The sequence below is a fragment of the Kitasatospora sp. NPDC059646 genome, from assembly GCF_042734615.1.
Classification (GTDB): domain Bacteria; phylum Actinomycetota; class Actinomycetes; order Streptomycetales; family Streptomycetaceae; genus Kitasatospora.
This window is the reverse complement of the sequence record NZ_JBHWDS010000011.1, coordinates 75,366-102,089: the sequence shown is the minus strand read 5'-3', so window position 1 is coordinate 102,089 and position 26,724 is coordinate 75,366. Positions and strand designations below refer to the sequence as shown.

Annotated in this window: 27 protein-coding genes and 1 pseudogene; 13 read left to right on the top strand and 15 right to left on the bottom strand. The window is 74.9% G+C overall.

Annotated features, from left to right (window positions below):
* Positions 1-683: 683 nt before the first annotated feature.
* The 3 genes and pseudogenes from ACFV1L_RS10160 to ACFV1L_RS10150 form a co-directional block, all read right to left on the bottom strand.
* Positions 684-2,225 (bottom strand): recombinase family protein, encoded by a 1,542-nt coding sequence (locus tag ACFV1L_RS10160; RefSeq protein ID WP_380364703.1) that lies wholly within the window; start codon positions 2,223-2,225, stop codon positions 684-686.
* Between the two features lie 61 nt (positions 2,226-2,286).
* Positions 2,287-3,003 (bottom strand): annotated as a pseudogene (locus tag ACFV1L_RS10155) (AMP-binding protein); the annotation flags it as partial.
* Between the two features lie 181 nt (positions 3,004-3,184).
* On the bottom strand, positions 3,185-3,466 hold the full coding sequence (locus tag ACFV1L_RS10150) for a ferrous iron transport protein A (RefSeq protein WP_380364702.1): 282 nt from the start codon (positions 3,464-3,466) through the stop codon (positions 3,185-3,187).
* A 116-nt stretch (positions 3,467-3,582) separates the two neighbouring features.
* Here ACFV1L_RS10150 and ACFV1L_RS10145 point away from each other — a divergent pair, with 116 nt between their 5' ends.
* Positions 3,583-3,891 (top strand): hypothetical protein, encoded by a 309-nt coding sequence (locus ACFV1L_RS10145; protein WP_380364700.1) that lies wholly within the window; start codon positions 3,583-3,585, stop codon positions 3,889-3,891.
* Between the two features lie 354 nt (positions 3,892-4,245).
* A complete protein-coding gene (locus ACFV1L_RS10140) occupies positions 4,246-4,818 on the top strand; it encodes a histidine phosphatase family protein (RefSeq protein WP_380364876.1) in 573 nt (190 codons plus the stop codon).
* A gap of 94 nt (positions 4,819-4,912) precedes the next feature.
* On the opposite strand, the gene ACFV1L_RS10135 is transcribed toward ACFV1L_RS10140, so the two are convergent.
* Complete coding sequence (locus ACFV1L_RS10135; protein ID WP_380364698.1) at positions 4,913-5,767, bottom strand: helix-turn-helix transcriptional regulator; 855 nt, start codon at positions 5,765-5,767, stop codon at positions 4,913-4,915.
* A gap of 161 nt (positions 5,768-5,928) precedes the next feature.
* On the opposite strand from ACFV1L_RS10135, the gene ACFV1L_RS10130 reads away from it, so the two are divergent.
* The gene (locus tag ACFV1L_RS10130) at positions 5,929-6,690 is read left to right on the top strand and encodes an SDR family oxidoreductase (protein ID WP_380364696.1); all 762 of its coding nucleotides are present in this window, start codon (positions 5,929-5,931) and stop codon (positions 6,688-6,690) included.
* 200 nt (positions 6,691-6,890) lie between these two features.
* Entirely contained in the window at positions 6,891-8,159 is a 1,269-nt protein-coding gene (locus ACFV1L_RS10125) for a ricin-type beta-trefoil lectin domain protein (protein ID WP_380364694.1), read from the top strand.
* Positions 8,160-8,220: 61 nt separating this feature from the next.
* Here the strand turns inward: ACFV1L_RS10125 and ACFV1L_RS10120 are convergent, their stop codons facing one another.
* The 10 genes from ACFV1L_RS10120 to ACFV1L_RS10075 all read right to left on the bottom strand — a co-directional run bounded on the left by ACFV1L_RS10120 (position 8,221) and on the right by ACFV1L_RS10075 (position 20,371).
* The gene (locus ACFV1L_RS10120; RefSeq protein ID WP_380364692.1) at positions 8,221-9,693 is read right to left on the bottom strand and encodes an MFS transporter; all 1,473 of its coding nucleotides are present in this window, start codon (positions 9,691-9,693) and stop codon (positions 8,221-8,223) included.
* 108 nt (positions 9,694-9,801) lie between these two features.
* Positions 9,802-10,404, bottom strand: a complete 603-nt coding sequence (locus ACFV1L_RS10115; RefSeq protein ID WP_380364690.1) for an endonuclease — start codon at positions 10,402-10,404, stop codon at positions 9,802-9,804.
* The gene (locus tag ACFV1L_RS10110) at positions 10,401-11,267 is read right to left on the bottom strand and encodes a Rieske 2Fe-2S domain-containing protein (RefSeq protein WP_380364688.1); all 867 of its coding nucleotides are present in this window, start codon (positions 11,265-11,267) and stop codon (positions 10,401-10,403) included. Before ACFV1L_RS10110 ends, ACFV1L_RS10115 begins: the two co-directional genes overlap by 4 nt.
* Before the next feature lie 100 nt (positions 11,268-11,367).
* The gene (locus ACFV1L_RS10105) at positions 11,368-11,826 is read right to left on the bottom strand and encodes an SRPBCC family protein (protein WP_380364686.1); all 459 of its coding nucleotides are present in this window, start codon (positions 11,824-11,826) and stop codon (positions 11,368-11,370) included.
* A gap of 25 nt (positions 11,827-11,851) precedes the next feature.
* Positions 11,852-12,022: a hydrophobic protein gene (locus ACFV1L_RS10100; RefSeq protein ID WP_380364684.1), complete on the bottom strand. Its 171-nt coding sequence runs from the start codon at positions 12,020-12,022 to the stop codon at positions 11,852-11,854.
* A 105-nt stretch (positions 12,023-12,127) separates the two neighbouring features.
* A complete protein-coding gene (locus tag ACFV1L_RS10095) occupies positions 12,128-14,407 on the bottom strand; it encodes a SpoIIE family protein phosphatase (protein ID WP_380364682.1) in 2,280 nt (759 codons plus the stop codon).
* 4 nt (positions 14,408-14,411) lie between these two features.
* Positions 14,412-18,323, bottom strand: a complete 3,912-nt coding sequence (locus ACFV1L_RS10090; RefSeq protein ID WP_380364680.1) for a HAMP domain-containing protein — start codon at positions 18,321-18,323, stop codon at positions 14,412-14,414.
* A gap of 91 nt (positions 18,324-18,414) precedes the next feature.
* Positions 18,415-18,921, bottom strand: coding sequence for an ATP-binding protein (locus ACFV1L_RS10085; protein WP_380364679.1), 507 nt, complete (start codon positions 18,919-18,921; stop codon positions 18,415-18,417).
* Positions 18,921-19,337, bottom strand: coding sequence for an STAS domain-containing protein (locus ACFV1L_RS10080; RefSeq protein WP_380364677.1), 417 nt, complete (start codon positions 19,335-19,337; stop codon positions 18,921-18,923). Before ACFV1L_RS10080 ends, ACFV1L_RS10085 begins: the two co-directional genes overlap by 1 nt.
* 80 nt (positions 19,338-19,417) lie before the next feature.
* Complete coding sequence (locus tag ACFV1L_RS10075; protein ID WP_380364675.1) at positions 19,418-20,371, bottom strand: SigB/SigF/SigG family RNA polymerase sigma factor; 954 nt, start codon at positions 20,369-20,371, stop codon at positions 19,418-19,420.
* 335 nt (positions 20,372-20,706) lie between these two features.
* On the opposite strand from ACFV1L_RS10075, the gene ACFV1L_RS10070 reads away from it, so the two are divergent.
* The 9 genes from ACFV1L_RS10070 to ACFV1L_RS10030 all read left to right on the top strand — a co-directional run bounded on the left by ACFV1L_RS10070 (position 20,707) and on the right by ACFV1L_RS10030 (position 25,756).
* On the top strand, positions 20,707-21,030 hold the full coding sequence (locus ACFV1L_RS10070; RefSeq protein ID WP_380364673.1) for a plasmid stabilization protein: 324 nt from the start codon (positions 20,707-20,709) through the stop codon (positions 21,028-21,030).
* Positions 21,031-21,035: 5 nt separating this feature from the next.
* On the top strand, positions 21,036-21,239 hold the full coding sequence (locus ACFV1L_RS10065) for a hypothetical protein (RefSeq protein ID WP_380364672.1): 204 nt from the start codon (positions 21,036-21,038) through the stop codon (positions 21,237-21,239).
* Between the two features lie 192 nt (positions 21,240-21,431).
* Positions 21,432-21,890: a hypothetical protein gene (locus tag ACFV1L_RS10060; protein ID WP_380364670.1), complete on the top strand. Its 459-nt coding sequence runs from the start codon at positions 21,432-21,434 to the stop codon at positions 21,888-21,890.
* A gap of 67 nt (positions 21,891-21,957) precedes the next feature.
* Entirely contained in the window at positions 21,958-22,239 is a 282-nt protein-coding gene (locus tag ACFV1L_RS10055) for a monovalent cation/H+ antiporter complex subunit F (protein ID WP_380364668.1), read from the top strand.
* The gene (locus ACFV1L_RS10050) at positions 22,236-22,532 is read left to right on the top strand and encodes a cation:proton antiporter (protein ID WP_380364666.1); all 297 of its coding nucleotides are present in this window, start codon (positions 22,236-22,238) and stop codon (positions 22,530-22,532) included. The genes ACFV1L_RS10055 and ACFV1L_RS10050 overlap by 4 nt, the downstream gene beginning before the upstream one ends.
* The gene (locus tag ACFV1L_RS10045) at positions 22,529-22,846 is read left to right on the top strand and encodes a Na(+)/H(+) antiporter subunit B (protein ID WP_380364664.1); all 318 of its coding nucleotides are present in this window, start codon (positions 22,529-22,531) and stop codon (positions 22,844-22,846) included. Before ACFV1L_RS10050 ends, ACFV1L_RS10045 begins: the two co-directional genes overlap by 4 nt.
* Complete coding sequence (locus tag ACFV1L_RS10040) at positions 22,843-23,580, top strand: MnhB domain-containing protein (protein ID WP_380364663.1); 738 nt, start codon at positions 22,843-22,845, stop codon at positions 23,578-23,580. Before ACFV1L_RS10045 ends, ACFV1L_RS10040 begins: the two co-directional genes overlap by 4 nt.
* The gene (locus ACFV1L_RS10035; protein WP_380364661.1) at positions 23,581-23,925 is read left to right on the top strand and encodes a sodium:proton antiporter; all 345 of its coding nucleotides are present in this window, start codon (positions 23,581-23,583) and stop codon (positions 23,923-23,925) included.
* A 4-nt stretch (positions 23,926-23,929) separates the two neighbouring features.
* Entirely contained in the window at positions 23,930-25,756 is a 1,827-nt protein-coding gene (locus tag ACFV1L_RS10030; protein ID WP_380364660.1) for a complex I subunit 5 family protein, read from the top strand.
* Between the two features lie 49 nt (positions 25,757-25,805).
* On the opposite strand, the gene ACFV1L_RS10025 is transcribed toward ACFV1L_RS10030, so the two are convergent.
* Positions 25,806-26,708, bottom strand: coding sequence for an alpha/beta fold hydrolase (locus ACFV1L_RS10025; RefSeq protein WP_380364658.1), 903 nt, complete (start codon positions 26,706-26,708; stop codon positions 25,806-25,808).
* Between the last annotated feature and the right edge of the window lie 16 nt (positions 26,709-26,724).

Sequence of the window (26,724 nt, the reverse complement as noted above, 5' to 3'; positions counted from 1 at the left end):
GGAGACGCGGACGCCGCGCCACTCGCCAGCGTCGCAGTCCGTCTTCCTCCCTAATACAGTTACTGAGCGCCGCGTTTGGGTCTGCCTGTCGGGCGGGCCGGAGTGTCCAAAGTGCCAAACTAACCACTCTTTTCCCTTTCTCTCTAACGCGTTATAGAGAGACTGAAAATAGGGGTCTAGTTCGACACTTTGGTCGTTTCCGCAGCTCAGAGGCAGGGCCAAACTCACGGCGGAGGATGCGGTCTGACGGGTGGCCGCGGACGCAGACGCCCCGCCGGCTGTGAACCGACGGGGCGTGACCCCCGCTCGCGCGGGGAGGGGATGTTGCTTGCCCGATAGCTGCCTCGCAGAGAACTGGCTGACCCCCGCTTGCGCGGGGAAAGGGGTGTTGCTTGCCCACTCCCTGCCACGTGGAGAACCGGGCGACCCCCGCTCGCGCGGGGAAGTGGTCCTGCAAGTGCAGCCCTGTGCACCGATGACCACCTCGGACGACCCCCGCTCGCGCAGGGAGGAGGGACCATGGGCACCCAGGTAACGCAGAGCCAGGAAGGCCAGCCTCCAGACGGCTCACCCCCGGTTTCCCGGGGACGTCCATACTCTGGCATGCGCCACTGACAGCCCACAAGTTCCGCGCGTCTGGTGTCACTCGACCGGGTGATGGGCGGGGCGCGCGCTCCTCCCGGTCACGAAACAGACGCCCATCGGATCGTCACGCGCTCGTGCCCGTTGAAGGCCCCGCGGTGTGTTGCTTTCGAGATCTCCACGCGGTCGATGGCCAGCCTGAGCAGGTCCCTGCGGAGGGGAAGGTCTGCCGCCTCCCACGCCTCGCGCGCGCTCTCCTCGTCCATCAGGAAGCCGATGTTGATGCTGGGGCCCGCGTGCGCACGGAGCGCCTCGCGTGCGTTGTCCACGTCCTGTACCGCGTCCCGCCACGCCGGCTCGAAGAAGCGGGCTGCCGCCCCCTCGTACAGCCCCGCCCGTCGGTCACGGAGCATACGCTCCATGACGGCCTCCGCAGCCGCCAGCACCGCGCGTGCCTCTTCCGCTTCGGCGGTTTCGACAGGCTTCGTCAAGGCGGCCCAGCGCTCGGCGACGATGGCCAGCAACAGGTCATCCGGCTCGGAGTTGGTGAGCCGGTCAAGCCACGCTTGCAGGACGTATGCCTCCACCGCTGGTGCGAAAGCGCATGCCTGGCGGTCACACGGCTTGCCGCCGCTGAGTCGCGCGCCGCAGGCATACGACCGGCTCTCGCGTGGCATCGACCTGCCGCAGTTCGCGCACTTGGCGAGCCCAGTGAGGAGGTGGCGCGCCCGACCGCGGGTCTCCACCTTCGCGGGCTTCGCGTGTCCCGCAATGGCCCGCGTGGCGGCCGAACGCAGCGCATCGGTGATCAGCACCGCACCCACCTGCACGCGGCGCCCCTTCGCGTCTGTGTGGATGATGCCCGGCCCGTTGCCCAACTTCCGCACCTGCCACCCGCTGTAGGCAGGGTTGTGCAGCATGCGGTAGATGGTGTTCTGGCTCCAGCGCCCCCCCGTGACCGACGGGATCCCGTCGTCGTACAAGTCAGCCGCGATCTTGCGCAGGCTGTACTCACCCGACGCGGCGTCTCGGAAGATCCGCTGGACGACGCTTGCCTTGGACCCTTTACTGGGGTCGTCGGGATGGGCAGGGGACTCGTCGGCGACGAGCTTGCGATCCTTGTTGGCAACCAGTCCGTACGGGATTCGTCCGGACACCCATTCGCCACTGTCGCGCTGGAACGCCTTCGTGTCCGTCACACGCGTCGAAATCCGCTCGGACTCCTCCCGCGCATCCTCCGCCCGCCACATGATCATGCGTCGGTGATCCGGGTTGGCGGAGTCCAGACCATCTTCACCGAAGATGATCCGCCCGCCGTTGATGGCCTCCAGGGCTGTCAGAACCGCCAGCGCTCCCATCCGGCTGAAGCGGTCCAGCTTGTAGCACCACAGGGTGCCGATCTCGCCTGCGGCCAGCGCGGCGAGCGCCCGGTCGTAGTCCGGCCGCTTCAACCCCTTCGACGCACTGATTTTCTCCGTCCAGACCTTCCGAACGGTCAAGCCGTTCCAGTCAGCCCACTGTCGGCCGCGCGCTTCCTGAGCATCGGTCGACAGCTCGCCCCGCCGACCGTCCAGCTTCACGGATTTGCGAGCAAGGATGTCCATCAACTTGGCCGGGTCTGTGACGGCGTTGTCCGCTTCCATCTGCGTCATTCTCGGCGTTCTCCCAGGTCATGTCTATATGCCTAGGTGTTCCATTACTCAAGCAGTGGTAGAACGGCACCGGGACGCAGATCCGGTCCTGCTCGGTGTAGCCGCACAACTCGCCGACGAAGTAACCGTTGTTGAGGATGTTGCGGTGGGAGAGCGTGGCGCCCTTGGGGAAGCCGGTGGTGCCGGAGGTGTACTGGATGTTGATCGGGTCCTCGGGGTCCAGCTCGCGCGCGACGTCGGCCAGCACCGCCGGGTCGCCCCGACGGCCCGTCACCAGCAGGTCGTCCCAGTCGGGTCCGTCGACCAGCACCACGTCGGCGAGTGCGGGGCAGCGCGGGCGCACCTCGGCGATCATCGCCGCGTAGTCGGAGGACTTGAACCGGGAGGCGGCGACCAGCAGGCGCACCCCGGCCTGGTTGAGCACGTACTCGAGTTCGTGCGACCGGTAGGCGGGGTTGACGGTGACCAGGATCGCGCCGAGCTTGGCGGTGGCGTACTGGGTGAGCGTCCACTCGGCCAGGTTGGGCGCCCAGATGCCGACCCGGTCGCCGCGGCGGACGCCCCTGGCGTGCAGGCCGAGCGCCACCGCGTCGACGTCGGCGGCGAGTTGGGCGTACGTCCAGCGCCGGCCGGTGGCGCACTCGACCAGGGCCTCGCGGTCGGGGTGGGCCCGGGCCGTCCGGTCGAAGTTCCCTCCGACGGTGTCGAGGAGCAGCGGGGTGTCGGTCGGGCCGGCGGAGTGGCTCGGTCGGCGCTGGGCGTGCGGCACGGGGGCCTCCTGGACGCGGGGGTGGCGGGGGGTGACGCGTGCGGACGAGTACCCATGCTGGCCATCCGCGCCGGCGTTGACCAGTCTCCAGGTGGGGGTGGCGCGCCCGGCGACGTCCGGTCCCGGCCACGGGGGCCGGGCCGCCGGGCGGCTCCCGCCTCCACCGCCGCCCGCTCCCGCCTCAACCGCGCAGGTACCGGGCCCAGATCAGCGCCTTGCGGTACGGCCCGTCGCCGTCGCTGTCGAACTGCGGCTCGTCGAACCGGATCCAGTACGCCAGTTCGCCCTCCTCGGCGGCGGGATGGCCGACGGGCTCCGGGGCCCCCAGATCGTCGACGGTGCCCCGGAACTCCCGCTGCCACGGCCCCCCGCGCTCCTCGTCCCGGACCACCGTGACCCGGGCCCCCGGCGCCAGCGCCCCGGCCGGCCAAAGGCGCGCCGCGGCGCGCTGATCTGCAGTCATGCCGTCAGCGTTCCGTGACGGGCCGTCATCCGTCCACCGAATTACCGACCGGCGGAGTGCCGACCGGGGGCAGGGCGCGTCAGCAGTTGCGGACCTTCCGGACCGGGTCCCAGTCGGTGATCACCGTACGGCGGGAGAGGACGGCCTCGCTCGAACCGCTGTCCGGCGACGTGCGGGCCCTCGACTCCGCCGCGGCCCGGCCCGGCGGGCGGATGTTGCTCACCTCCACCGGGCCCGTCGTCGAACTCCCCTCCGGCGTCCCGTCGTTCCGGACGCCCGGCCCCGGCGGGAGCACCGCGCCGGCGTTCACCGCCGACGACGCCGTGCCGGCCGCCGCCGACGCCTCGGGCCGGGTCGTCCTGTGGGACGGGGCGCTCACCCGCCGCCTCGGCACCCTCCTCCCCCGCCCGGCGCGCACGAGGTGACGGCACCGGCGTCTCGCCGGACGGAGAGACCCTGGCCGTGGCGGCGCTCGGCGAGGACGTCCACCTGTGGGACCCGACCACCGGCCGGCCGCTCGCCTGGGCCGGCCGGCCGACGGCGACCCGATCCACGGCCTGTCCTTCAGCCCCGACGGCGCCGCCCTGCACACCACCGGTCTGCGCGTCCCGTTCCGGCGCCTCGCCGTCGACCCGGCCACCGCCGCCGCCCGGGCCTGCGCCCGCGCCGGCGGCGGGCTCACGCCCGAGCAGTGGCGCTCCTTCCCGCCGGGCCCCGCCACCGGGCGTCCTGCCCGTGACCCGTCCGTTCCGACGGGTCGTCAACTAACCTCTCCTTCCATGGGAGAGCTGATAGTGATCAGGCACGGCCAGACCGAGTGGAGCCTCACCGGCCGGCACGCGGGGCGCACCGACGTCCCGCTGACCGCCGCCGGTGAGGCCTCCGCCATGGCACTTGCGCCGCGCCTCGCCGAACGCCGCCCGGTCGCGGTCCTCTCCAGCCCGCTCGGCCGCGCCCTGCGCACCGCCGAACTCGCGGGCCTCACCGACGTCCGGCCCGACCCCGACCTGCTGGAGTGGGACTACGGCGGCTACGAGGGCCTGACGGCCGACCAGATCAACGAGACCCGCCCCGGCTGGGACCTGTGGCGCGACGGCGTCACCCACCCCGGTGAGACCCTCGACCAGGTGGCCGCCCGCACCGACGCCGCCCTCGCCCGGATCCGCCCCCTCCTCCCGCACGGGGACGTCGCGGTCGTCGCCCACGGCCACCTCGCCCGCATCCTCGCCGCCCGCTGGCTCGGCCTCCCCCCGGCCGCCGCCGGCCTCCTCGGCCACCCCCACCCCGGCACCCTGGCCATCCTCGGAACGGAGAACGGCAACCCGGTCCTCGCCGCCTGGAACCTCCCGTGAGCACTGGGGAATCGCGGCCGGCAGGCGGTCGGTCGGAGGCCGTCCCCGCCGGAGGGGCGGCGGGGAGCGGCCCGCCGGGGCCCGAGGCGCACGGTCAGCCGTCGCGGGTGCGGTCGGGCCCGGTGGCGACGGGGCCCGGGTGGGCGAGTGCGGCGAGGAGCTGCAGCTTCTCGTCGCTGTCGCTGCCCCGGTCGGGGTAGTAGACCACGAGGATGACGTCGTCGATGGGGAGCTTGTCGCGGTGCAGGCGCAGTTCGCCGACGACGGGGTGGTGCACGGTGGTCGTGCCTCCGCCGAGGGTGCGGACGTCGTGGCGGGCCCACAGGGTGCGGAACTGCTGGCTGGACAGGGCGAGTTCGCCGACGAGTTCGACGAACCTGGGGTCGTCGGTGTCGTCGCCGATGGTGGTGCGGAGGGCGGCGACGAAGTCGGCGGTGGCGGTCTCCCAGTCCTGGTGGAAGGCCTGTTCCTCCGGGTCCAGGAGGAGGGAGCGGAGCCGGTTCCGGCCGGGCCGCAGGCGCGGGGAGAGGGCGACCGCCATGGGGTTGGAAGCCAGGACGTCGAACGCGCGCCCTTCGACGAACGCCGGGAGCTGGAGGTGGGCGAGCAGCTCGTGCACCCGGGCCGGAACGTGCTCGGGCCGCTTGCGCCGCGGCGTCCTGGGTCGCGTCGCCGCGAGGCCGAGCAGGTAGGCCCGTTCGACGTCGTCGAGCCGCAGCACCCGGGCGAGTGCTTCGAGGACCTGCGGCGACGGGTTCCGGTCGCGGCCGCGTTCCAGGCGCAGGTAGTAGTCGGGGCTGATGCCGGCGAGCAGGGCGACCTCCTCCCGGCGCAGGCCGGGGACCCGGCGGTTGCCCCCGGGCGGGAGCCCGGCCTGTGCGGGGGAGACCAGCTCGCGCCGGGCCCGCAGGTAGCTGCCGAGCCGGTTCCCGGATTCCTCGTCCTTCATACCGCCACCGTAATGCGGTGCGCGGACCCCGGAGGGGGCCCTGGCAGGACCAGGGAGGACCGGGGCCCTGCCGCGCCCGGCGGATCGGGCCGAGACTGCGAGAGCACTGTTCGCATGAGGACCGGCCGCCGGCGGCGGCCCGGAACCGGAAGGACGATCTCGTGGATCTCTCCCAGCGCACCGTTCTCGTCGTCGGCGGCACCTCGGGCATCGGACGGGAACTGGCCCGGCGGTTCGCCGCGGCGGGCAGCACCGTGGCCGTGGCCGGCCGCAATCCGGCGGCGCTCGCGGAGCTCGCCGCGGAAGGCTTCAGCACGACCCGCATCGACGTCACCGACGACGCCTCCGTGGCGTCCGCCCGTGACGTCGTGCTCGCCCGCCACCCCGAGTTGGACACCGTGGTGACGATGTCGGGCGTCATGCTCCTGGAGGACCTGCTCGACCCGGCGCACTTCGGGACGGCGGTGACGACCGTCGACACCAACCTGCTCGGCACGATCCGGGTCGTCGACGCCTTCACTCCGCACCTGGTCGGGCGCGGTGCCGGCACGTTCGTCACCGTCACCTCCGGCATCGCCTTCCTGCCGTTCCCGCCGATGCCCAGCTACGCCGCGTCGAAGGCGGCGGTGCACGCCTACTCGGAGGCCCTGCGTGCGCAGCTCGACGGCACCGGCGTCGGGGTCGTCGAGCTGGTGCCCCCGGCGGTCGCGACGGCGGGCCAGGAGGAGGTGAACCCGCACGCGCTGCCGCTGGGCGACTTCGCCACCGAGGTCATGGGCCTGCTCGCGCAGGACCCGACCCCGCGCGAGGTCCTCGTGAAGGGCGTCCTCGGGCACCGCTGGGCCGAGCGCGACGGCAGCTACGACGCTCTCGTCGCCCAGCGCTCCCGGGCGCTGTCCATGCTCCCGGGCCGCCGGGGCTGACGCCCGCCCGTGGCGGTTGCGAGCCGTGCGCCGGCCATTGACGGGTGATCAGCCGGACCGGGCGGGGTGCTCCTGGTGTCCGACTCCTCCGCCCGGGACCGGTAGTTGACGTTGCCATGGCGATTCCGTGTCCGTACCATGTCAGGCCCACCTGCGGCGGCCCACCGCCGCGGAGAGCGCTCCCGGAAGCGGGTTCCTCCATGACTGATGCACCGTCACCCCGCCGGCGCCGCTTCGGCGGCCTCGTCCTCCTGCTGGCCGGCGCACTGCTGGCCGCCGCCCCCTCCGGCGCCGCCCGGGCCGCCGGTCCGGCCGAGCCGCCGCCGCTCGCCGCCCAGAGCTGGGGCGACGACTTCGACGGACCGGCCGGCTCGGCCGTCGACCCCGCCAAGTGGACGCTGGAGACCGGCGGTTCGGGCAACGGCAACCACGAGCTCCAGTACTACACGGCGGGCGCCGCGAACGCCGCCCTGGACGGCCAGGGCCACCTGGTGATCACCGCGAAGCGCACCACCGACGCCGGGCTGTCCTGCTGGTACGGCGCCTGCCAGTACACCTCCGCCCGGCTGAACACCGCCCGGACCTTCACCCAGGCGTACGGGCACTTCGAGTCCCGGATCAAGATCCCGCGCGGGCAGGGGATGTGGCCCGCGTTCTGGATGCTCGGCAACGACATCGGCACGGCGGGCTGGCCGAACAGCGGCGAGATCGACGTGATGGAGAACATCGGCCGCGAACCCGGCACCGTGCACGGCACCATCCACGGCCCCGGGTACTCCGGCGCGGGCGGCATCGGCGCGCCCTACTCGCTGCCCGCCGGGCAGTCCTTCGCCGACGACTTCCACACCTTCGCCGTCGACTGGAGCCCCGGCGCGATCACCTGGTCGGTGGACGGCCGCGCCTACCAGACCCGCACCCCCGCCGACCTGGGCGGCAACCGCTGGGTCTACGACCACCCGTTCTTCGTGATCCTCAACCTGGCGGTCGGCGGCGACTGGCCCGGCAGCCCCGACGGGACGTCCGCCTTCCCGCAGACCATGGTCGTCGACTACGTCCACGTCACCTCCTCCGGCACCGGCCCGCTGCCCTACACCGGCCGGATCACCGGCCCCGGCGGCATGTGCGTGGACGTCGCCGGCGCCTCCAGCGCCGACCGCACCCCGATCCAGCTGCACAACTGCACCGGCAACGCCGCCCAGCAGTGGACCGTCGGCACCGACGGCACCGTCCGCGCCCTCGGCAAGTGCCTGGACGTGAACGCCGCCTCGCACGACGACGGCGCCGCGATCCAGCTCTACACCTGCAACGGCACCGGCGCCCAGCAGTGGACGTACGGCTCCGGCCACGACTTCGTCAACACCGGCTCCGGCAAGTGCCTGGACTCCCCCAACGGCTCGTCCGCCGACGGCACCCGCCTCCAGCTGTGGACCTGCAACGGCACGGCCGCCCAGCGCTGGACCCTGGGCTGACCCGCCGTCGGGCGGCGGCGCCCGGGCGCCCGGCCCCCGGGTTCCGCCGCCCGACGCGCCGTCAGGTCCGCCCGCCGACCTGGCTGAGCGGCGCGGCCAGCGACTCCAGGCTGCGGCGTTCGGCCTTGACGCCGATCAGCGCCTCCACCACGCCGGCCAGCGTCATCAGGGCCGCCCCGATGCAGAACGCCAGGGTCGCGTCGTTGACCTCGCCGCTGGAGACCAGCCCGTTGAACAGCAGCGGGCCGGAGATGCCGCCCGCGGCGGTGCCGACGGCGTAGAAGAACGCGATGCACAGCGCCCGGGTCTCCAGCGGGAAGATCTCGCTGACGGTCAGGTAGGCGGCGCTGGCCCCGGCGGAGGCGAGGAACAGCACCGCCGTCCAGCAGGCGGTCATGGTGGTGGCGTCCAGCGAGCCGCGCTGGAACAGCCAGGCGGTGCCGAACAGCAGGACGCCGGAGCCGATGTAGGTGCCGGCGATCATCGGCTTGCGGCCGATCGAGTCGAAGAAGTGCCCGAGCAGCAGCGGCCCGAGGAAGTTGCCGACGGCGATCACCGCGAAGTAGTAGCCGGTGTTCCCGGCCGGGACGTCGAAGAAGGAAGTGAGGATCGCCGCGTACCCGAAGGTGACGGAGTTGTACAGGAACGACTGCCCGATGAACAGCGCCAGGCCGAGCACGGTGCGCCGCGGGTAGTGCGCGACCAGGGTCCGGGCGATGGTGACGAAGCCGACCGGACCGCGCTGGCGGACCCGGATCGGCGGCTCCTCCACCGGAGGCAGCGGCTTCCCGGTCTCCTCCTCGACGATCCGCTCGGCCTCGGCGACGATCTCCTCGGCCTGCCGTCGGCGGCCGTGCGTGAACAGCCAGCGCGGGCTCTCCGGGACGTGCCGGCGCACCAGCAGGATGACCAGGCCGAGCACCACGCCGATGCCGAACGCCAGCCGCCAGCCGACGTCGGTGGCGAACAGCGAGGTGTCGAGCAGGGCGATGGACGCGAACGCGCCGAGCGCCGCGCCGATCCAGAAGCTGCCGTTGACGATCAGGTCGATCCGGCCGCGGACCCGGGCGGGGATCAGCTCGTCGATGGCGGAGTTGATCGCCGCGTACTCGCCGCCGATGCCGAAGCCGGTGAAGAACCGGCACAGGAAGAAGAACCAGGCCGTCCAGGACAGCGCGGTCACGGCGGTCGCGGCGAGGTACACCGCGAGGGTGAGCATGAACAGCTTCTTGCGGCCGAGGCGGTCGGTGAGCCAGCCGAAGAACAGCGCGCCGCAGCACGCGCCGGCCACGTACAGCGCGGCGGCCGTGGTGGTGACCTGGGCGGTGCTGATCGCGATGCCGCTGCCGGGCTCGGCGAGCCGGGCGGCCAGGTTGCCGACCACGGTCACTTCCAGGCCGTCCAGGATCCAGACCGTGCCGAGGCCGATCAGGATCCGCCAGTGCCAGGGTGACCAGGGCAGCCGGTCGAGTCTGCCGGGGACACCGGTCTCCACCGTGGCGGTTGCTGTCTCCGGGCGCTGCGGTGCGGACATCTCTGCCTCCGTCACTGCGATCTGCGCACGTCCGGCCGTTCCGGACGTGCCGTCAGCGCGTCTGCCCGGCAAGGACGGTGGCACACACCTGGCCGCCCGCCGATCGGATCAACCCGCCAGGGCGGCGCGGACCAGCGCGGTGGAGAGCCGGGCGAGGTCGTGGGCGGGAACCAACTCGGCCAGGCCGTCCGGGGTTTCGGGCAGGCCGAGGCGGGCGGCGGCGCCCAGCGCGCGGCGGTCGAAGAACGGGCGCAGTTCGGGCCACGGCAGTTGGGCCTCGCGGCGGAAGATGTCCGCGCCGACGGGGCCGATCCGGGGCACCTCCTGGAGCAGCCGCCCGATCGCGGCGGGGGCGCCGCCGGCCTCCTCGCGCAGCCGCCGCAGGTCGCCGCGCCAGCGTTCCCGGACCAGGTCGGCGGCCTCGCCGAGCGCGGTGGCGGTGCTCTCGTCGTAGCGGACGTAGTGGGCGCGGCCGAGCGCGTCGACCCGCTGCTGCCAGGTCGACCGGGCCATCGCGTCCGGGGTGCGCCAGCCGGCCGCGGAGAGTTCGCGGGCGGCGGCGACGGCGGTGTCGGCGCGGATCCGGATCGCGCACAGCTGGGTGAGGACGAGCAGGCGGTACAGCGGCGAGGGGGTGTCGCGCAGCCGGATGCCGGCCTGCTCGGCGTAGGTGGTGCCGTGTTCTTCGAGCAGGTCGTCGACGGCGCTCACAGCGGCGGCCTGGCTTCCAGGTGGTCCGAGAGCACCCGGGTCTCGAACCGGGGCTGCGGCGCGGTCGCGGGGCCCTGCACGGGGTGGCCGTCGGCCAGCCGGAACCGGGACTGGTGCAGCGGGCACTGGAGGCAGCCGTCGACGAGCTCGCCGCCCGCGAGGGACGCGGCCATGTGGGTGCAGCGGTCGGCGAGGACGGTCCAGCCGTCGTCGGCGCCGTGCACGACCACGACGGCGACCTCGCCCAGGTGGCGGCGGACCGGGACGCCGACCGGGAAGTCGGCCGTGGCGCCGAGCGGATGCCAGTCGGGCGGGGCGAGCCGGAACTCGGCCTCCGCGTGGGCGGCGCCCGCGGCCTGACGGTACGCCAGGTGGCCGCCGAGCGCGGCGGCGAGGCCGACGACGGTGGTGCCGCTCAGCCCGAGCAGGCGGCCGCGCAGGCCGTGGCCGCGGCGGCGGGCGCGCAGCGAGCGCAGGTGCAGCAGGGCGGCGGTGACGGCGCTGGTGGCGTGCACGAGTCCGGTGCGGCGCTGGACCGGCGGCAGCCTGGCCCAGTCGACCCAGCCGGCCCACAGGACGGGCGGCAGGGTGAGCAGCCCGGCGGCGGTGAGCCGGCGGGCGGCGGCGTCGTCGATGCGGGTGGCGTCGAGCAGTCCGGCGGCCAGCCAGCAGCCGATCGGGACCTGGGCGAGCGCCGGGTGCAGGGGGTGGCCGAGCGGGACGCCGTGCAGCACGTCGCGGGCGCGGCCGAGCGGTAGCGCCCGGACGAGGTCGGCGAGGCGTTCCGCGGCCGGGTCGAGGAACGTCCAGCGGCCGGGGGCGTCCAGCCAGTCGGCGGGGCCTTGGTGGAGTGGTTGTTCCATGTCGGGCGGGTGTCCACTCCCCCGGATGCCAAACACGGCGCCGGGCGCACGGGTCCGCCCCCGGCCGGAACGGGGCCGGGGGCGGGACGGGTGGCGCGGGTCAGGAAGGGCGGATGCGTCCGCGCCAGCCGCCGGATTCGACGCCGCGCTCCTCCACGAAGGACTTGAACCGCTCCAGGTCCCCGCGGACCCGGCGGTCGATCATCCCCATGGTGTCGGCGGCGTGTTCGGCCATCCCCTGCGGGTCGTAGTCCATGGCGAGGCGCACCTCGCAGCGGGCGTCGTCGAGCCGGGCGAAGCTGACCACGCCCATCTGCTGGACGTCGCCGCCGACGGTCCGCCAGGCGATCTTCTGGTCGGGCGCCTGGTCGACGATCTCGGTGTCGAACTCCCGGCTGACGCCGGCGATCTTGGTGCGCCAGTGGTTGTGGCGCTCGTCGAGCTGGGTGACCTGCTCGACGCCGTCCATGAAGTTGGGGAAGTCCTCGAACTGCGTCCACTGGTTGTAGGCGGTGTGCAGGGGGACGTCCACCTCGATGGATTCCTGGACCATGCTCATGCGTGTCTCCTCCGTCTCTCGTGGGTCACCATCGGTACCAACGGGCGCGTCGGCCGCCGCTCTCGGCGCTGCGGGCGATGAAGCCGATCAGCCACAGCACCAGCACGGCCAGGGCGATCCACCACAGCACCTTCACGGCGAAACCGGCGCCGAACAGGATGAGGATCAGCAGCAGCACCAACAGCATGGCGAGCATCGCGGTCGTACCTCCTCGGTCGCTGGGCGGTCGTCCTGCCGGTGATCGGGCGGGGACCGCCGGCCCGCTGCGGGCCTGCCGAGCGTCTGACCGGTTCGCTCCGGCTCAAACCCTTTTGTCCGCGCCGCCGTTCGTCTCGTCGAGGACCTGCACGGCGATCAGGCAGGTGTCGTCGTCGGTGTCGGCGCAGCTCAGTTCGAGGGCGCGGTCGAGCAGCGCGTCCAGGTCGGCGGCGGGTTCGGCGAGCACCTGGGCGAGGTGGGCGAGCGGTTCCTCCACGGACTGGTCGCGCCGTTCGACCAGGCCGTCGGTGTACATCACCAGGATGTCGCCGGGGCGCAGCGCGAGCCGGGCCTCGGCGTAGTCGGCGCGGTCGGTGGCGCCGAGCAGGATGCCGTGCGGCACGGGCAGCGGGCGGGCGGCGCCGTCGCGCACCAGCAGCGGCGGCAGGTGGCCGGCCCGGGCCCAGTCGAGGGTGCGGGTGTCGGGGTGGTAGCGGGCGCAGACGGCGGTGGCGGTGGCGGCGGTGAGGTCCTCGGCGGCCTCGTTGAGCCAGCCGAGCAGCCGGCCCGGGCCGGCGCCGGTGTGGGCGAGGCCGCGCAGCGCGTGGCGCAGCGCGACCATGCCGGTGGCGGCTTCGACGCCGTGCCCGGCCATGTCGCCGACGACCAGCAGGGCGGTGCGGTCGGGCAGCAGGGTGATGTCGTACCAGTCGCCGCCGACCCGGTCCTGCTGCGAGGACGGCCGGTAGCGGACGGCGGCGTGCAGTCCGGCGTCCTCCAGCGGCGGCGGGGCGGGCGGCAGGATGGCCTGCTGCAGGCGCAGCGCGAGGCGGTGGTTCTCGGCGGCCTGCTGCCGGGTGTCGGCCAGGCGTTCGGTGGTGGCGGCGAGCGCGGTCTCGGTCCAGTGCTGGGCGGAGACGTCCTGGTAGGCGCCGCGGACGACGGCGGTGCGGCCGTGCACGTCGAGGACGGGTTCGGCGACCAGGCGGACGTAGTGGGTGTAGCTGCTGAGGTGCCGCATCCGGAACACGGCGGAGTCGGCGCGGCCGTGCCGGGTCGCGGAGTTGACGACCCGTCGGACGGTCTGTTCGTCGTCGGGGTGGACGTGCGCGGCGAGGGCGGCGAGCGGGACGGGCTCGGTGCCGGCGGGCAGGCCGAGCAGTTCGGCGGTGCGCGGCGTCCAGTGGATCTCGCCGGTGCGCAGGTCCTCCTCGAAGCCGGCGAGGTGGCTGAGGCGCTGGGCGGTGCGCAGCAGGTGGTCGGTGCGGTCGGTGCCGGCGGCGGGCTGCCAGCTGACCAGCAGGCGGGTGCCGTGCCGGGCGGCGGCGAGGTCGAGCAGCACGGGGACGGGGGTCTGGCCGGACAGGAAGGTCAGGGCGAGGCTGTCGCGGTGGACCGGGCGGCCGGTGGCGTGCACGCCGAGCAGCAGGTCGAGCAGGCCGTCGGCGCAGGCCAGCGGGTAGGCCTCGGTGAGGGTGCGGCCTTCGAGGCGGTGCGGGGGCCGGTCGGCGAGGTCGGTGAAGGCGGCGTTGACGCGGGCCAGCCGGAAGTCGGCGGGGGTGCCGTGGGCGGGTTCCGGGTCGAGCAGCATGGCGGGGGCGAGGGCGGCGTCCAGCGCGGAGGTGTCGGCGGGGTCGGGGCCGGGGTCGGGGGCGCCGTCGGCGAGGGCGAGGGCGCACACCTCGGCGACGGCGTGCAGGCGGCGGCGTTCGGCGGTGCTGGGCTCGGCGGGGCGCTCCGGCCAGGCGAGTTCGAGGACGGCGGCGGGGCCCTCGGTGCGGTGCACGGGCACGGCGAGGCGGTAGGGGGCGCGGGCGGCGCCGAGGGCGGAGGTGACGGGCCCTTCGGGGCCCTGCTCGGCGCGCCGGAGCAGGGCCCGGCCGGCCGGGGTGTCGACGCCGGGCGGGACGTGCCGCCAGTCGGCGCGTTCGGTGTCGTTGAAGCCGGGGGCGGCGGCGGGGTGCAGGACGCCGCCGGGGCGGACGGTCCACAGCACGGCGGCGGTGGCGGCGACCATGGCGGCGGCCTGGCTGAGGGCGGCCTCGACGGTGGGTTCGGGCCGGCCGGGCAGTCGGACGGGCGGGCCGGTGGCGGCGGTCGGGGCGGTGCCGTCGGCGTCGCCGGGCAGCGTGGTGAGGATGTCGGCGGCGAGTTCCTGCGGGGTGAGCCTGGCCCGTTCGGCCAGCGTGAGCAGTTGGCTGCCGGCCTCGGCGGGCCCGCAGCCGAGGCGTTCGGCGAGGACGCCGGTGGCGAGTGCGGTGAGCGGGCGGGCGGCGAGCGCGGCGCGCAGGTCCTCGGTCTCCTGCTGGGCGCGGCGCAGCCGCAGGGCGAGCAGCCGGCGCGGGTCGGTCCCCGTCCGGTGCGGCTCGCGGGGCTTCGACACGGTGTCAGCTCTCCAGCCAGTGCTGGACGGTGGCGATCAGGCGGTTGGCGTCGACGGGCTTGGTGAGGTGGTCGTCGGCTCCGGCGGCCAGGCTGCGGGCGCGGTCGTCGGGCAGCGCCTTGGCGGTGACGGCGATGATCGGCACGTGCGCGTGTTCGGCGCTCTCACGGATCGCGGCGGTGGCGGCGTAGCCGTCGAGTTCGGGCATCATCACGTCCATCAGGACCAGGTCGATCTCGGGGTGGGCGCGCAGCAGGGCGAGTCCGGTGCGGCCGTTGGCGGCGTGCAGGGCGGTGGCGCCCTCCAGTTCGAGGGCGGTGCTGAGGGCGTACACGTTGCGCGAGTCGTCGTCGACGACGAGGACGGTGCGGCCGGCCAGCCGGCCGGCGCGGGCGGGCGGCGCGGCGGGGGCGGGGCGGGCGGCGGGCGGGCCGACGGCCTTGCCGATGCGTTCGCGCAGTTCGTCCAGGCCGGTGGTGATCTCCAGCCGGTCGCCGTCCGGCAGCGGGGCGTCGGGGGCGGTGGTGTGGCCGATGACGGGGACCGGGCGGGGCCGGCCGTCGAGGGCGGCGAGCAGGGTGCGGGCGCCGTCGCCGGGCAGCGCGAGGTCGAGGACCACCAGCCGGGGCGGGCGGCGGTCGAGGGCGGCGAGGGCGCTGTCGGGGTCGGCGGCGCTGTCCACGGCGGTGGCGCTGTCGCGGCCGGCGACGGCGTTGCGGGTGAGCACCGTGAGCAGTCCCGGCGGGTCGGGTTCGACCACCAGGATGCGGCGTTCGGTCGGCTCGGCCGGCCCGGTGGGGCCGGCGGGCTCGGCGGGGGTGGGGGCGGGCAGCAGCAGGGTGAAGCAGCTGCCTTCGCCGGGCACGGATTCGGCGCTCACCGCGCCGCCCAGCAGCCGGGCCAGTTCGCGGCTGATGGACAGTCCGAGGCCGGTGCCGCCGTACTTGCGGCTGGTGGTGCCGTCGGCCTGCTGGAACGCGCCGAAGATGGACTCCAGGTGGTCCGCCCCGATGCCGATGCCGGAGTCCTGGACGCGGAACGCGACGGCGCCCGACTCCCGCCGCCCGCCGGGCAGTTCGCCGGACGGGGCGGGCTCGACGGCGAGTTCGACGAAGCCCCGGTCGGTGAACTTGACGGCGTTGGAGAGCAGGTTGCGCAGGATCTGCCGCAGCCGGGCCTGGTCGGTGCGCAGCTCCTCGGGCGCGCCGGGCGCGGTGGTGATCCGGAACTCCAGGTTCTTCTCGGCGGCCAGCGGCCGGAAGGTGGTGTCGACGTAGTCGAGCAGTTCGCGCAGCGGGAACGGCTCCACGGTGACGTCGAGCTTGCCGGCCTCGACCTTCGACAGGTCGAGGATGTCGTTGATGAGCTGCAGCAGGTCGGAGCCGGCCGAGCGGATCACCTCCGCGTACTCGACCTGTTTGCCCGTCAGGTTGCCCTCGGGGTTCTGCGCGAGCAGCTGGGCGAGGATCAGCAGGCTGTTGAGCGGGGTGCGCAGTTCGTGGCTCATGTTCGCCAGGAACTCCGACTTGTACATCGAGGCGGACGTCAACTGGCGGGCGCGTTCCTCGAGTTCGCGGCGGGCCTGTTCGATCTGCAGGTTCTTCGCCTCGATGTCGCGGTTCTGCGCGGCCATCAGCTCGGCCTTCTCGCCGAGTTCCGCGTTGGAGCGCCGCAGCTCCTCCTGGCCGTCGACCAACTGCTCGGAGCGGGCCTGGAGTTCGGCGGTCAGCCGCTGCGACTCCTGGAGCAGTTCGTCGGTGCGGGCGTTGGCCAGCAGGGTGGCCAGGGTGGTACCGATGTCCTGGGCGAGGCGTTCCAGGAAGTCCCGGTGCAGGTCGGTGAAGTGGTGCAGGGTGGCGACCTCGACCACGCCGAGCAGCCGGTCCTCCATGGCGATCGGCTGGATCAGCAGCTCGCGGGGCGGGCCGGAGCCCAGGCCGGAGCGGATCTCGGCGTAGCCGGGCGGCAGCTCGGTGATCGCGATCGGGCGGCGGCTGCGCCCGGCCTGGCCGATCAGCGACTCGCCGAGGCCGAACCGGCGCGGCGCGTCGGCCTCCGGGTGGCCGTAGCCGGCGGCCCGGACCAGCGTCGGCCGGTCGGCTCCGTCCCCGGCGGCCCGGCCCTCGCCGGAGCGGCCGTCGCCGGGGCGGTTCTCGGCGGGTCCGGCCTCGGCGAGGTAGCAGGTGCCGTACTGGGCGCCGAGCAGCGGGCAGAGTTCGTCCATCAGCAGTTCGGCGACGGCGGCGGGCTCGCGGCGGCCCTGGATCATGCCGGTGAGCCGGGCCAGGTGGGTCTTCAGCCAGTCCTGCTCGCGGTTGGCCCGGGTGGTCTCGCGCAGCGACTCGACCATCACGTTGACGTTGTCCTTCAGGTCGGCGACCTCGCCGGACGCCTCCACGGTGATCGACCGGGTCAGGTCGCCGGCGGTGACGGCGCTGGTGACCTCGGCGATCGCCCGGACCTGCCGGGTCAGGTTCCCGGCGAGTTCGTTGACGTTCTCGGTCAGCCGCTTCCAGGTGCCGGAGACGCCCTCCACCTCGGCCTGCCCGCCGAGCCGACCCTCGGTGCCGACCTCCCGGGCCACCCGGGTCACCTCGGCGGCGAACGAACTCAGCTGCTCCACCATGGTGTTGACGGTGTTCTTGAGTTCGAGGATCTCGCCCCGGGCGTCCACGTCGATCTTGCGGGTCAGGTCGCCGCGGGCCACCGCCGTGGTGACCTGCGCGATGTTGCGGACCTGGCTGGTCAGGTTGTGCGCCATGAAGTTGACGCTGTCGGTGAGGTCCTTCCAGGTGCCGGCGACGTTCGGCAGCCGGGCCTGCCCGCCCAGGGTGCCGTCGGTGCCGACCTCCCGGGCGACCCGGGTGACCTCGGCGGCGAACGCCGACAGGGTGTCCACCATGGCGTTCAGCGCCGTGACCAGTTCGGCGACTTCGCCGGCCGCCTCGACGGTGACCCGGCGCGACAGGTCGCCGCGCGCCACCGCCGTCGCCACCTGCGCCATCGACCGGACCTGCCCGGTCAGGTTGGCCGCCATCACGTTCACGTTGTCGGTCAGGTCGCGCCAGGTGCCGGAGACCCCGCGCACGTCGGCCTGCCCGCCGAGGATGCCCTGGGTGCCGACCTCCCGGGCCACCCGGGTGACCTCGCCGGCGAACGAACTCAGCTGGTCCACCATGGTGTTGACGGTGCTCTTCAGCTCCAGGATCTCGCCGCGGGCCACCACGTCGGTCTTCCGGGTCAGGTCGCCGCGCGCCACCGCGGTCGCCACCTGGGCGATCGAGCGGACCTGCGCGGTCAGGTTGCCCGCCATGAAGTTCACGCTGTCCGTCAGGTCGCGCCACGTCCCCGACACGCCCCGCACGTCGGCCTGCCCGCCGAGCATGCCCTCGGTGCCGACCTCCCGGGCCACCCGGGTCACCTCGGCGGCGAACGAACTCAGCTGCTCCACCATGGTGTTGACGGTGTTCTTGAGCTCCAGGATCTCGCCCCGGGCGTCCACCGCGATGGTGCGGGTCAGGTCGCCGCGGGCCACCGCCGTGGTGACCTGCGCGATGTTGCGGACCTGCGCGGTGAGGTTGCCGGCCATGGCGTTCACCGAGTCCGCCAGCTCCCGCCACGCGCCGACCGCCTGCGGCACCTCGGCCTGGCCGCCGAGCATGCCCTCGGTGCCGACCTCGCGGGCCACCCGGGTCACCTCGGCGTTCAGCCGGGCCAGCCGCTCCGCCATGTCGTTGTAGACGCCGGAGATCTCGCCCAGCACGCCGGGCGCGTCCGGCAGCCGCAGCGACAGGTCTCCGTCGCGCACGGCGGTGAGCCCGGCCAGCAGGCGCCGCAGCGCGGCGCCGTCGGGTGCGGCGTGCTCCTGCGGGGGCCGCTCGGGTTCCGGCGCCCCCGGGTCGGGCGTGCTGTCCACGTGGCCACCACCTCGGGTCCGGTCGACGGGGCCGACGGGCGGGGGCCCCGGGAGTTCACGGCGGGTCCTCTCCACTGTGGCACCCTTCCGGTCAGGGTTCCGCCGGAGGGCGCAGCGCCTCCAGCCACACCCGCTTGCCGCCGTCCGGCGCCGGGTCGCAACCCCAGGCGGCGGCGAGGCGGTCGACCACCCGCAGGCCGTGGCCGCCGGGCTGGGCGGGGGCGTGCGGGGCGCGCAGCACCGGCCGCCGGTCGTCGCGGTCGCGCACCGCGACCCGCAGCAGCGGTCCGCAGCGGGTCAGTTCCAGCGCGTAGGGGCCGGTCGCGTGCTGGCAGGCGTTGGTGACGAGTTCGCTGGTCATCAGCAGGACGTCCTCGGCGGCGGCCCGGCCGTCGGCGTCCCGGGCGGGCAGCCAGCCCCAGGCCAGCAGGGCGAGCCGGGTGAATTCCCGGCTGCGGGCGACCGCCCCGGGGGCGGCGTCCAGGGCGAGGCTGCGGCGTTCGGTGCGGCCCTCGCGGGGCTCCTCGGCGCGACTGTCCCGAGGCTCCTCGGCGCGGTCGCCGGCGTGCCTCTCGCCCTCGGCGGCGGGACGGTTCATCAGTGCTCCTCGTCTCCGTCGCCGTACCCGTCCGCCGGGCCGGGGAGCGCGGCGGGGTCCGCGGCGAGCGCGTCCGCGACGGTCGGGCGGACGGCCAGCACCTCGTCCGCGCCGGTGATCTCCAGCATCCGGACCACCACCGAGCCGGGGGCGGCCAGCAGCAGCGGGACGCCGGCCCGCCGGGCGGCGACGTTGGCGCGCAGCAGCAGGTTGAGGCCGGTGGAGTCGCAGAAGTCGAGGCCGCCGCAGTCGACCACCAGGCGGGCGGGCGGGTCGGCGACGGCCCGCTCCAAGGCGTCCCGGAGCGGGCCCACGCTGTCGTGGTCGAGTTCGCCTTCGGGGCGCACCACCAGTGCACCGGGGGGGCGGTGCAGAGCGACGGTGAGCGGGGCGCCGCTGACAGGCTGTGCGTCCACGTCCGAACACCTCCTGCCGAACGGCGTTGGTCCTCCACCTGGGGTGGCTCGCCCGCGCGGCTACCCGGCGGGCCGGGGGCTCAATCAGCGTCCGGGGCGGGGCCGTCGCGGGGCGGCCGCCCGTCGCCCTCGATCTGTTCGCGCAGCCGGGTCAGGGTGGCGGAGAGGATCCGCGAGACGTGCATCTGGGAGACGCCGATCTCGCTCGCGATCTCGCTCTGGGTGAGTCCGCCCCAGAACCGCAGCAGCAGCACGGTGCGTTCGCGTTCCGCCAGTTCGGCGAGGAACGGGCGGGCCACCACGCGCAGTTCGGCGAGTTCGAGTTCGGGGTCGCAGCTGCCCAGCCGGTTGATCAGGGCGCTGCCGGCGTCGTCGGAGTCGTCGTCGCGCAGCGAGTCCAGCGAGTCGCAGCGGCACAGCCGCCCGGCGTCCAGCCCTTCGGCGGCCTCGGCCTCGGTGAGGTGCAGTTCCTCGGCGAGTTCGGCGGTGTCGGGCAGCCGCCCGAGGGACTGTTCGAGCCGGTCGGAGGCGCGGGCGGCGGCCAGGTAGCGTTCCTGGACGCTGCGCGGGACCCGCAGCGGCCACGAGGTGTCGCGGAAGAACCGCTTGATCTCGCCGGAGATGGTCGGGATGGCGTAGGTGACGAACTCGACGCCGCGGTCCGGGTCGAACCCGTCGACGGCCTTGATCAGGCCGATGGTGCCGACCTGCAGGATGTCGTCGAGCTCCTCGGGGCGGTGCCGGAACCGCGCGGCGACGAACCGCACCAGCGGCATGTTGAGTTCGATGACGGTGCCCCGCACGTAGCTGAACGTCGAACTCTCGCGCGGGAGTTCGCGCAGTCGTCGGAACAGGGCGTCGCTGAGTTCGCGGGACTCGAACTTGCCCATGGCGCGCATCTCGCGCCGGGTCGGCCGGTACATCGGGTCGATGTCGCAGCCGGCCGGGGGCTGCTCGTCCTCGCGGGTCCGGGCGTGCTCTTGTCCGCCGCCCCCGTTGCGGGACGGCGGTTGGCGGTGGGTCGTGGTGGTCACGGGGAGTCATCTCCCGGGGACGGCGCGGGGCCCGTCGCCGCGCCCCCGGAAGGACGGCTCGCCGCACGCCGGGCACGGGGCCCGGACGGGGCGGCCGCACGGGGCGGCGGTGGGACGGGCGAGAACCGTGGTGCCCGGCTTCTTCAGGCGGACGGCTCCCGGCACGCGGCTCGCATGCCGTGGCTGGCGACCTTGCGGGTCGGGCCGCACCTGGCGCGAAGCGTTCGGTGCGACGCTCCACTCGTACCCGATCGGCCGGATTTGAATCCGATTCGCCCCGGTCGATCCGGGTATGCGTGCGCGTGACCCCGTACGGCGACGAGAGGAGAGCGGTCATGCCTGCCGGTTCGAGCCCCAAGCGGGAGCGCCAGTACGAGCACATCAAGGAGAGCCAGCTGGAGCGCGGCGCCAGCAAGAAGCGGGCCGAGGAGATCGCCGCCCGCACCGTCAACAAGGAACGCGCCAGGCACGGCGAGAGCCGCACCGCGTCCCGCAGTTCGGTGAAGGACGTGTCGTCCGGGCACCGCGGCGGCAAGCGCTCGCACACCGGGTCGAAGGGCCCGACCTACGACCAGCTGTACAACGAGGCCCGGCAGCGCAACATCAAGGGCCGGTCGAAGATGAACAAGCACCAGCTGGAGAACGCGCTGGGACGGTGAGAGCGATGACGGTTCCGACCCCCTTCGACCCCGACGTGCGGCCCCCCGAGCCCCCGGACAGCCCGCCGCGGCCCACCGACCCGCCGGACCCGCTGGGCCCGTCCCCGCTGCCGCCGGACCCGGACCCGCCGCTGTCGCCGCCCGTTCCGAACGAGCCGGAACCGACCCCGCAGCCGGCCACTCCCCCGCCGGGCGGCTCGGCCGGCTGAACCGCCGCTCCGGCCCGGCGGCGCGGTTCGGGCCCAGGGCGGCCGGCGGACCGGGTCCCGGTTGCGCCGATCGGGTGGCGCCGGTCCGGGCGGCGGCGCGGAGCGCGGGGGGCCGGGCCGGACGGGGCTAGCGTCCTGCGGGGTCGGAACAGGCACTCCCGCGTGCGGCGGGACCGGCCCGGGAGCAGCGGCATGCGGTGGTGGGCGGCGGTGGCGGAGACGGCCGTGTGGTGGGTGGTGCTGTGCGGCCTGTACAGCGTGCTGATCTCCACCGTCGATGCCCTGGAGCTGCTGGTCGGCGGCCTGCTGGCCCTGCTCGGAGCGCTCGCCGCCCGACCGGTCCGCCGCGCCTCCGGTGCCCGGACGGGCGGCGGGGCGGGCCTGTGGGCCGCGCTGTGGCGCTGGCCGCCGGCGGTGCTCGCGGACACCTGCCGCCTGGCCGCGCTCACGCTCCGCCCGTCCCGCGCCCGCCCGGCCCTGCGGGACCTCCCGCTGCCCGGGCGCACCGGCCCGGCCTGGGCGCTGGCCCTCTACTCGGCCACCCCGGGCGGCTACGCGGTGTCCGCCGCTCCCGCCCGGGTCCACGCCCTCTCCCCCGAACCGGGCGTGCTGGAGCACGCCCTGACGGGCCGTCGCAGGACCGTCCGGTGACCGCGCCCCCGCCGTGCACCCCGGCCCGGCCGGAGCGACCGCCGGCGCCCTTCCCGGGAGCCGGGCGGTGAACGCCTGGCTGGTCGCCGCGGTCGTGGACACCGCCGTCCTCGCGCCCTGCCTGTGGCGGTGCGCCGTCGGTCCGCCGGAGGAGCGGCTCGCCGGGGTCGCTCTGGCCGGGCCGGTGGTGACGGTGCTGTTCCTGCTGCTCGCGCAGGGGCTGTCGCGCCCGTCGTACGGGGACCTGGCGCTGGTGCTGGCGGTGCTCGCGCCGGCCGGGACGCTGGTCTTCACCCGCCTGCTGGCCGGCGAGCCGCACCGGGACGCCGCCGACGAGGGCTCCGGATGACGGGCCGTCACGCGGCGGCCCTGGTACTGCTGTCCGCCGGGAGCGCGGCGCTGCTGCTGGCGGGAGCGGCGTTCGCCAGGCTGCCGGGCCGCCTTCTCCGGCTGCACGCGCTGGCGGTGGCGAGCACGCTCGGCGGGCCGCTGACGGCCGTCGCCGTGGCGGTGGACACCGGGCCGGGTCGGGCCGCGCTGAAGCTGCTGCTGATCGGCGCCCTGGTCCTCGCGGCGGGCCCGGTGACCACCATGGCGGTCGGGCGGCTGACCGTCCGTCAGGAGCGGGAGCGGCCGCGGTGACCGCTCTGATCGCCGTCGCGCTGGTGCTGACCGCCGCGTTCGCCACCCTCGCGGCGCTGACCCGCGACCCGGCCCGGCAGGCGGTGGTGCTGGCCGGGCTCGGCCTGGCGCTGGCGTTGCTGTTCACCGTGCTGCAGGCCCCGGACGTGGCGCTGTCGCAGCTCGGGGTGGGCACCGCGATCACGCCGCTGCTGATCCTGCTGACGGTCCGCAAGGTCCGCCGCCGACAGGCCGAAGACGGGCCGGGGCGGACCGACGGGCCGGGGCGGACCGAGGGGCCGGGGCGGACCGACGAGCACCGGGAGCGGCGGTGAGACCCGCCGCCCGGCTGGCGCTGTTCGGCACGGCGGCGGCCGGCTTCGCGGTCGCGTTCACCGCCGCCGCGCTGCGCCTGCCGGCCTTCGGCGGCGACCGGCACCCGTACGGGGCGCGGGCGGTGGCGGCGGCGCTGGCGCACCGGACGGCGAACGCGGTGTCCTCGGTGAACTTCGACCAGCGGGCGTTCGACACGCTCGGCGAGGAGTCGATCCTGTTCGCGTCGGTGCTGGCCGCGACGCTGCTGCTGCGCCTGGCCCGGGACGAGCACCGCCGCCGGCCGGGCCCGGCCCGGGTGCTGCCGAGCACCCGCCTGCTGGGCGCGGCGCTGCTGCCGTTCACGCTGCTGACCGGCGGGTACGTCGTCGCGCACGGGGCGCTCAGCCCGGGCGGCGGCTTCCAGGGCGGCGTGGTGCTGGCGACCGGACTGCACCTGGCGTACGTGGCGGCGGACTACCGGGCGCTGCGGCGGGTGCGCCCGCTGGCGGTGCTGGACGTGGCGGACGCGGTCGCGGCGGGCTCGTTCGCGGCGCTGGGGCTGGCGGGCCTGGCGGCGGGCGGGGCGTACCTGCAGAACGTGCTGCCGTGGGGGACGTTCAACACGCTGGCGTCCTCCGGGCTGGTGGCGGTGGTGAACGCGGCGGTCGGCGTGGAGGTGGCGTCCGGGGTGGTCGTGCTGCTGGCGCACTTCCTGGAGCAGGCCGTGGAGACGGCGGAGCGGGGCGAGGGCTGAATGGGCGTCATGGCGTACCTGGCGGCGGGCTGGATCCTGCTGGTGGGCTGCTACGGGCTGGTGACCAGCCGCAACCTGATCCACGCGGTGGGCTGCCTGGCGGTGTGCCAGTCGTCCACGTACGTGCTGCTGCTGGCGGTCGGCTACCGTTCGGGGGCAACCGCGCCGGTCTTCTCGGACCTGCCGACGGACGCGCCGGTGGTCGATCCGGTGGTGCAGGCACTGGCGCTGACGGACGTGGTGGTGGGCGCGACGGTGACGGCGCTGCTGCTGGCGCTGGTGATCCAGTTGCGCAAGCGGCACGGCACGGTCGACCCGCAGCGGCTGACCGGGCTGCGGGGCTGACGGGGTGCCGGGCGCCGCCGATCTGCTGCCGCTGTCCGTCGCGGTGCCGCTGCTGGGCGCGGCGCTGCTGGCCGCCGCCGGGCGGTGGCTGCCGCGCACGGCGCGGGACGCGCTGGCCGGGTGCTGCGCGCTGGCGCAGGTGCTGTGCCTGGCCGCGCTGTGGGTGCGCACCGGTGACGGGGTGTCGGTGTCCTGGCTGGGCGGCTGGCGCCCGGTGGCCGGGTCGTCGGTGGGGATCGTGCTGGCCGCCGACCGGATCGGGGTGCTGCTGGCGCTGGTCGCGGCGGTGCTGGTGCTGGCGGTGGTCGGCTACTCCTGGCGGTACTTCGAGGAGCCGGCCGGGCGGCGGGGCGGCGTGTACCCGGCGCTGCTGCTGCTGTTCTCCGCCGGGATGTGCGGGTTCGCGCTCACCGGCGACCTGTTCGACGCGTTCGTCTTCTTCGAGCTGATGGGCGCCGTCGCGTACGCGCTGACCGGCTTCCGGATCGAGGACCCGCGTCCGCTGCAGGGTGCGCTGGCCTTCGGCATCGTCAACTCCCTCGCCGCGTACTGCTCGCTGCTCGGCATCGGCCTGCTGTACGCGCGCACCGGCGAGCTCGGCCTGGCGCAGCTCGGCCGGGCCCTCGACGCCCGTCCGCCGGACGCGCTGGTGCGGTGCGCGTTCGTCCTGGTGCTGGCCGGCCCGCTGGTGAAGGCCGCCGCCGCGCCGTTCCACTTCTGGCTGCCGGACGCGCACGCGGTCGCGCCGAGCCCGGTGTGCATGCTGCTGTCGGGCGTGATGGTGGAGCTCGGCGTGTACGGGGCGGCGCGCATCCACGGGACGGTGTTCGCCGGCCCGGGCGGGGTGCCGGCCGACGCGGCCCGGCCGGTGCTGCTGGCGCTCGGGGTCGGCACGGCGCTGGTCGGGGCGGTGATGTGCTGGCAGCAGCGGCACCTGAAGCGGCTGCTGGCGTTCTCGACGGTCGGTCACGTCGGCCTGTTCCTGGCCTCGTTCGCGCTGCTGACGCCGGCCGGGGCGGCGGGCGCGGCGGTGTACCTGGCCGGCCACGCGGGCTGCAAGGCCGCCCTGTTCGGGCTGTGCGGGGTGCTGCTGGACCGGTTCGGCTCCGTCGACGAACCCGGGCTGTTCGGCCGTGGCCGCGAACTCCCTTTCACCGCGGTCCTGTTCGCGCTCGGCGGGCTGGCGCTGGCCGGCCTGCCGCCGTTCGGCACCGGCCTCGGCAAGGCGCTCGCGGAGGACGCGGCCGGCGCGTGGTCGTGGTGGCTGCCCGCCCTGTACGTGCTGGTGTCGGCGGTCACCGGCGGCGCGGTGCTGCGGGCCTGCGCCCGGGTGTTCGGCGGCTGGGGGCGGCACCCCGCCGAGCACCCGGACGAGCCGGAGACCACCGGCGAGGGCGAGGAGCCGGAGGTCCGCGACCCGACCCGCCCGCTCCCGCTGCCGGTCCTCGCCGTCCCCGCCGTCCTGCTGGCCGCCTGCCTGGCGATCGGCCTGTGGCCGCCGCCGGCCCGCCAACTCGCTGCGGCCGCGGCCCGGTTCACCGACCGTGCGGGCTACCTGGACGCCGTTCTGCACGAGGCCGCCGCGCTCCCCGCGCTGGTCGCCCCGCCCGCCGAGTGGACCGCCCGCGGCCTGCTGCTCGGCCTGCTCTCCGCCGTCCTCGCCTGCGCGCTGGCGGCCGCCGCGCTCCGCGGCCCGCTCCCGGCCCCGGCCTGGTCCCGCCACCCGGTCCGGGCGCTCCGCCGCCTCCACTCCGGCCTGCTGGGCGACTACGTCACCTGGCTCCTGGTGGGCCTGGCCGGCCTGCTCGCCGCGATCGCCGCCCTGGCCTGACGCGGGCGCGCCGCCGCGCAGGGAGCCGCGGGCGGGGGCCGAGGCTCCGTCAATCGGGCGCGCCGACCGCCCGGTCGGCCGCGAAGAAGGCCAGCAGGCGGGCGTTGACGACGTCCGGGCGTTCCAGGGTGAGGCCGTGGCCGGCGCCCGGGACGATCTCGGCCTGCGCGTGCGGGATCAGGGCGGTGACCCGGCGCAGCACCCGGCGGGGGCGGAGCAGGGCGCTGCGGGCGCCGATCAGGGCGAGGACGGGGAGGGCGACGCGGCGGAGTTCCTCGTCGGTGAAGGGCGGGGCGGCCGGGCGGGCGGCGGGCTTCCAGGTCCGCATGCCGAGCATCAGCGGGGCCAGCATCTCCGGCGGGGCGGCGAGCGCGGGGTTGGCGAGCAGGCGGGCCAGGGCGGGACGCAGGCGGCGCGGGGCGAGCAGGCCGAACAGGCCGGCGACCATGTGGAGGTAGAACCGGGCCGGGACCTTCTCGATGCCGCCGGGGTCCAGCGGGGCGACGGAGGCCAGCCGTTCGGGCGCGCGGATCGCCTGGTTGAGGGCCAGCCAGCCGCCGTAGGAGACGCCGACCAGGTGCACCCGGTCCAGGTCGAGCCCGGCCAGCACCTCCCCGAGCCACGCGGCGTTCTCGTCCGGTCCGGCGGCGACCGCGCGCTGCACGCTGCGGCCGGGGTCGTCGAGGGTGGAGATCGCGTACACGGGGTGGTGCGCGCCGAGCGCGGCGACCTGCGGGTGCCAGTTGGCGGGGTGGCCGGCGTGGCCGTGCAGCAGGACGACGGGCTCGCCGGTCGCCGCCCCGGCGCGGTGGATGTGGACGGTGCCGTAGGAGGTCTCGACGTCCAGGGCGCGGTGCGGGGCGGGCCACAGGTCCATGGCCCGGTCGTAGGCGTCGAGGAACCGCAGGCGGGCCTCCTCGCTGACGAAGTGTCCGACGCTGGTCCTGGTCATGGGCCCCTCCCGGTGC

Coding starts and splice junctions, on each gene's coding strand:
- ACFV1L_RS10135 (WP_380364698.1), bottom strand. CDS start 5,767: ATGAAGGACGAGGAATCCGGGAACCGGCTCGGCAGCTACCTGCGGGCC.
- ACFV1L_RS10110 (WP_380364688.1), bottom strand. CDS start 11,267: ATGGAACAACCACTCCACCAAGGCCCCGCCGACTGGCTGGACGCCCCC.
- ACFV1L_RS10100 (WP_380364684.1), bottom strand. CDS start 12,022: ATGCTCGCCATGCTGTTGGTGCTGCTGCTGATCCTCATCCTGTTCGGC.
- ACFV1L_RS10120 (WP_380364692.1), bottom strand. CDS start 9,693: ATGTCCGCACCGCAGCGCCCGGAGACAGCAACCGCCACGGTGGAGACC.
- ACFV1L_RS10025 (WP_380364658.1), bottom strand. CDS start 26,708: ATGACCAGGACCAGCGTCGGACACTTCGTCAGCGAGGAGGCCCGCCTG.
- ACFV1L_RS10050 (WP_380364666.1), top strand. CDS start 22,236: ATGACGGGCCGTCACGCGGCGGCCCTGGTACTGCTGTCCGCCGGGAGC.
- ACFV1L_RS10140 (WP_380364876.1), top strand. CDS start 4,246: ATGGGAGAGCTGATAGTGATCAGGCACGGCCAGACCGAGTGGAGCCTC.
- ACFV1L_RS10125 (WP_380364694.1), top strand. CDS start 6,891: ATGACTGATGCACCGTCACCCCGCCGGCGCCGCTTCGGCGGCCTCGTC.
- ACFV1L_RS10085 (WP_380364679.1), bottom strand. CDS start 18,921: ATGAACCGTCCCGCCGCCGAGGGCGAGAGGCACGCCGGCGACCGCGCC.
- ACFV1L_RS10060 (WP_380364670.1), top strand. CDS start 21,432: ATGCGGTGGTGGGCGGCGGTGGCGGAGACGGCCGTGTGGTGGGTGGTG.
- ACFV1L_RS10035 (WP_380364661.1), top strand. CDS start 23,581: ATGGGCGTCATGGCGTACCTGGCGGCGGGCTGGATCCTGCTGGTGGGC.
- ACFV1L_RS10160 (WP_380364703.1), bottom strand. CDS start 2,225: ATGGAAGCGGACAACGCCGTCACAGACCCGGCCAAGTTGATGGACATC.
- ACFV1L_RS10150 (WP_380364702.1), bottom strand. CDS start 3,466: ATGACTGCAGATCAGCGCGCCGCGGCGCGCCTTTGGCCGGCCGGGGCG.
- ACFV1L_RS10065 (WP_380364672.1), top strand. CDS start 21,036: ATGACGGTTCCGACCCCCTTCGACCCCGACGTGCGGCCCCCCGAGCCC.
- ACFV1L_RS10070 (WP_380364673.1), top strand. CDS start 20,707: ATGCCTGCCGGTTCGAGCCCCAAGCGGGAGCGCCAGTACGAGCACATC.
- ACFV1L_RS10105 (WP_380364686.1), bottom strand. CDS start 11,826: ATGAGCATGGTCCAGGAATCCATCGAGGTGGACGTCCCCCTGCACACC.